At 67.3% G+C, this 4,429-nt stretch carries 3 protein-coding genes; all 3 read left to right on the top strand.

All coding sequences use genetic code 11. The features are described 5' to 3' along the window. Positions 1-280: 280 nt before the first annotated feature. The 3 genes from zwf (at position 281) to I55_RS10855 (ending at position 4,336) form a co-directional block, all read left to right on the top strand. Positions 281-1,753: a glucose-6-phosphate dehydrogenase gene (gene zwf, locus I55_RS10865; protein ID WP_044560570.1), complete on the top strand. Its 1,473-nt coding sequence runs from the start codon at positions 281-283 to the stop codon at positions 1,751-1,753. A gap of 103 nt (positions 1,754-1,856) precedes the next feature. After that, positions 1,857-3,698: a phosphogluconate dehydratase gene (edd, locus tag I55_RS10860; RefSeq protein ID WP_044560569.1), complete on the top strand. Its 1,842-nt coding sequence runs from the start codon at positions 1,857-1,859 to the stop codon at positions 3,696-3,698. Then, positions 3,695-4,336 carry a bifunctional 4-hydroxy-2-oxoglutarate aldolase/2-dehydro-3-deoxy-phosphogluconate aldolase gene (locus tag I55_RS10855; RefSeq protein WP_044560568.1) on the top strand — a complete coding sequence of 214 codons (642 nt, stop codon included), beginning with the start codon at positions 3,695-3,697 and terminating at the stop codon, positions 4,334-4,336. The genes edd and I55_RS10855 overlap by 4 nt, the downstream gene beginning before the upstream one ends. Positions 4,337-4,429 lie beyond the last annotated feature (93 nt).

The raw sequence follows: 4,429 nt of genomic DNA, 5'->3' as shown, positions 1-4,429 counted from the left end.
GGCCGCGAGGGCTCCAAGTACGGGATCGAGGACTACCTGGTGGTCAAATACCTGCTGATGGGCGGCCTGAAAGCCTGAACCTCGCGGCGGCCACACCAGGGCGGGGCACCCTTTCCGCAACGCTGTCATGTTACGGAATTACCGGAAAAACGCCCCCTCAGTTACAAGAGGGGTGATTTTCCAGTGGCGCTTCCAGGGAATTGTGGTAGTGAAATAACCGCATAATTGATAACGGGCGGATGGCCCTGCCATCCCTGGGAACCTAAGCCAAGGCGCGATCATGGCTGAAGTGCTGCAAGTCAATCCCTTCGATTTCGTCGTTTTCGGCGGTACCGGCGACCTTGCCATGCGCAAGCTGCTGCCGGGCCTCTATTACCGCGAACGCGACCGGCAGATGACGGACGAGAGCCGCATCATCGCCGTCAGCCGCACCGACCAGACGGTGGAGGATTTCCGGGGCACGGTGTGGGCAGCGCTGCAGCGCCACGTGCCGGCCGAGGACCTGGACGCCGCGGTGTGGGAACGGTTCTCCGCCCGCCTGGGCTATGTCTCGCTGGACGCCACCCGGCCCCTGGGCTGGGAGCCGTTGCAGGCCCTGCTGAAGGGGCACGAGGACAAGGCCCGCGTCTGCTATCTGGCGACCGCGCCCAGCCTGTTCGGCGCCATCTGCCGCAACCTCCAGGTGGCCGGCTTGGTCACCGACACCTGCCGCGTGGTGCTGGAAAAGCCCATCGGCCATGACGGCAAGTCCGCCAACGCCGTGAACGAGGAGGTGGGCGCCGTCTTCCCTGAGGACCGCATCTACCGCATCGATCATTACCTGGGTAAGGAGTCGGTGCAGAACCTGATGGTCCTGCGCTTCGGCAACGCCCTGTTCGAGCCGCTGTGGAACAGCAGCTGGATCGATCACATCCAGATCACCGTCGCCGAAAGCGTCGGCGTTGAGGGCCGGGCGGAGTACTACGACAAGGCTGGCGCCCTGCGAGACATGGTGCAGAACCATTTCCTGCAGCTGCTCTGCCTGGTGGCGATGGAGCCGCCGGCCCACCTGTCCGGCGATCAGATCCGCAATGAGAAAATCAAGGTGCTGCGGGCCCTGCGCCCCATCACCCAGGCGGACGTGAAGACCAAGACCGTGCGCGGCCAGTACCGCGCCGGTTCCATCAACGGCCAGCCGGTCCCGGGCTACGCCGATGAACTGACGCGCCCGTCCAACACCGAGACGCTGGTGGCCATCAAGGCGGAAATCGAGAACTGGCGCTGGAGCGGCGTGCCCTTCTACCTGCGCACGGGCAAGCGCCTGCCGATACGCTATTCCGAGATCGTCGTCCAGTTCAAGGACGTGCCGCACAGCGTGTTCCCCAAGGGCTCGGGCGATCTGATGGCCAACCGTTTGGTCATCCGCCTGCAGCCGGACGAGGGCGTGCAGCTGAACATCATGACCAAGGTGCCCGGCCCCGGTGGACTGCGCCTGCGGTCCGTGCCGCTGAACCTGTCTTATGCCGAGGCTTTCAAGGACCGCTATCCCGAAGCTTACGAGCGGCTGCTGATGGACGTCGTGCGCGGCAACCCGTCGCTGTTCATGCGCCGTGACGAGGTTGATGCCGCCTGGTCGTGGATCGACACCATCCTGGCCGGCTGGGAGCAGGCGGACCTGCGGCCCGATCCCTACGCCGCTGGCGGCTGGGGCCCCATCAGCGCCGCGCTGCTGCTGGACCGCGACGGCCGCCGTTGGCACGACCCCGAACTGTAAGGGTTCGGCGGAGTTAATTCGATTTGAAGCCCCCGGGATTGGCGCCGCATCGCCGGTCCCGTCGGCACCCCATGTTCATGGCTTTTCAGCCAGGGAGGACCCCATGGCGCTACACGACACCCTGCGGCGGGTCACCGACCGCGTCATCCAGCGCAGCGCCGACAGCCGCGCCCGCTACTTGCAACGCCTGGACGCCCAGAAGGGCCAGACCCCCCGCCGTGGCGCGCTGGGCTGCGGCAACCTGGCCCACGGCTTCGCCGCCTGTGCCCCGGACGACAAGGCGGCCTTGGCCACCGGCCGCAAGTCCAACATCGCCATCGTGTCGGCCTATAACGACATGCTGTCCGCCCACCAGCCGTTCGAGCGCTTCCCCGCCCTGATCAAGCAGGCGGCGCACGAGGCCGGCGTGGTGGCGCAGTTCGCCGGCGGCGTGCCCGCCATGTGCGACGGCGTCACGCAAGGCCGCGACGGCATGGAGCTGTCGCTGTTCTCCCGCGATGTCATCGCCCAGTCCACCGCCATCGCCCTGTCGCATGACATGTTCGACGCCGCCCTTTACTTGGGCGTCTGCGACAAGATCGTCCCCGGCCTGCTGATCGGCGCCCTGTCCTTCGGCCATCTGCCGGCCATTTTCGTGCCGGCCGGCCCCATGCCCTCGGGTCTGTCCAACCCGGAGAAGGCCAAGGTCCGCCAGCTCTATGCGGAGGGCAAGGCCACCCGCGACGATTTGCTGGAGGCGGAGTCCAAGTCCTATCACTCGCCCGGCACCTGCACCTTTTACGGCACAGCCAATTCCAATCAGATGCTGATGGAGATCATGGGCCTGCACCTGCCCGGATCCTCCTTCATCAACCCCAACACCGAATTGCGCGACGCCCTGACCGTGGCTGCCACCCAGCGGGTGGCGCAGCTGACGGAGCAGGCGGGCAACTACCTGCCCATCGGCCGCCTGGTGGATGAACGCAGCATCGTCAACGCCATCGTCGGATTGCTGGCCACGGGTGGGTCGACCAACCATACCCTGCATCTGGTGGCCATGGCGCGCGCCGCCGGCATCCGCATCGACTGGCAGGACTTCAGTGATTTGTCGGGGGCGGTGCCCCTGCTGGCGCGGGTCTATCCCAATGGCGTCGCCGACGTGAACCACTTTCACGCCGCCGGTGGCCTGCAGTTCCTGATCAGCACCCTGCTGGATGCCGGCCTGCTGCACGGTGACGTCACCACCGTTGCCGACGGCACGGCGCTGGGCACGGGCCTGGACGCCTACCGCCATGAGGCGTGGTTGCAGGATGGCAAGGCCGCCTGGCGCGCCGGCACGCCCACCAGCGCCGACACCACCATCCTGCGCCCGGCCACCGACCCGTTCGACCCCTCGGGCGGTATCCGCCTGCTCACCGGCAACGCCGGCCGCGCCATCATCAAAGTGTCGGCGGTGAAGCCGCAGCACCGCGTCGTCGAGGCGCCGGCCATCGTTTTCGAGGCCCAGGACGAGATGCTGGCCGCCTTCAAGCGTGGGGAGCTGGAACGGGACTTCATCGCCGTCGTCCGCTTTCAGGGCCCCGCCGCCAACGGCATGCCGGAACTGCACAAGCTGACACCGCAGTTGGGTATCTTGCAGGACAAGGGCTTCAAGGTGGCGCTGGTCACCGACGGCCGCATGTCAGGTGCGTCCGGCAAGGTGCCCGCCGCCATCCACCTGACGCCGGAGGCGTTGAAGGGCGGCTCGCTGGCCCGTATCCGCACCGGTGACATCGTCCGCCTGGATGGGGAGGCCGGCACGCTGGACATCCTGGTGGATGCGGCGGAGTTCGCCGCCCGCCCGGCCGCCACGCCGGACCTGACGGGCAACACCTGGGGAACGGGGCGCAACCTGTTCGGGGGCATGCGCGCCCATGTGACCGGCGCCGAGGAAGGCGCCCATAGCTTCGGAGAGGATTTCGCATGAGTTCGGACAGCACCTTGAGCGTGGGCGAAATCCTGGCCTTGGGGCCCGTCGTCCCGGTCCTGATCATCGACAAGCTGGAAGACGCCCTGCCGCTGGCCGAAGCCCTGGTTGAGGGGGGCGTGCGGGTTTTGGAAGTCACGCTGCGGACCGAGGCCGCGCTGGCCGCCATGGAAGTCATCGCCGCCAAGGTTCCCGATGCCGTCGTCGGGGCCGGCACGGTGGTGGACACCGCCCAGGTGGCGCGCGTGAAGAACGCCGGCGCCCGCTTCATCGTCAGCCCCGGCTGTTATCCGGCGCTGCTGGATGAGGTGCAGGCCCAGGGCGTGCCCTTCCTGCCCGGCACCGCCACCCCGTCGGAAGTCATGGCGCTGCAGGCCCGGGGCCTGCGCCATGTGAAACTGTTCCCGGCGGAGGCCGTGGGCGGCCTGAAGCTGATCAAGTCCCTGGCCTCGCCGCTGCCGGGTGTGACATTTTGCCCCACCGGCGGCATCACCGTGAAAACAGCGCCCGACTATCTGGCCCAGCCCAACGTCGCTTGCGTCGGCGGCTCGTGGCTGACCCCGGCCGACCTGGTGGCTGCCAAGGACTGGGCCGGCATCACCCAGCTGGCGCGCGAGGCCTCGGCCCTGCGGGGATAAGTAAATCGCCAGCGAATGTGGGACAGAAAAGAGGGGATGGCTCGGCTGCGGACCATCCCCTTTTCTTTGGTGCGGTCACCGTATGGCGGGTCC

The sequence above is a fragment of the Azospirillum sp. B4 genome, assembly GCF_000333275.1.
Classification (GTDB): domain Bacteria; phylum Pseudomonadota; class Alphaproteobacteria; order Azospirillales; family Azospirillaceae; genus Nitrospirillum.
This window is presented reverse-complemented; position numbering and strand designations above follow the sequence as displayed.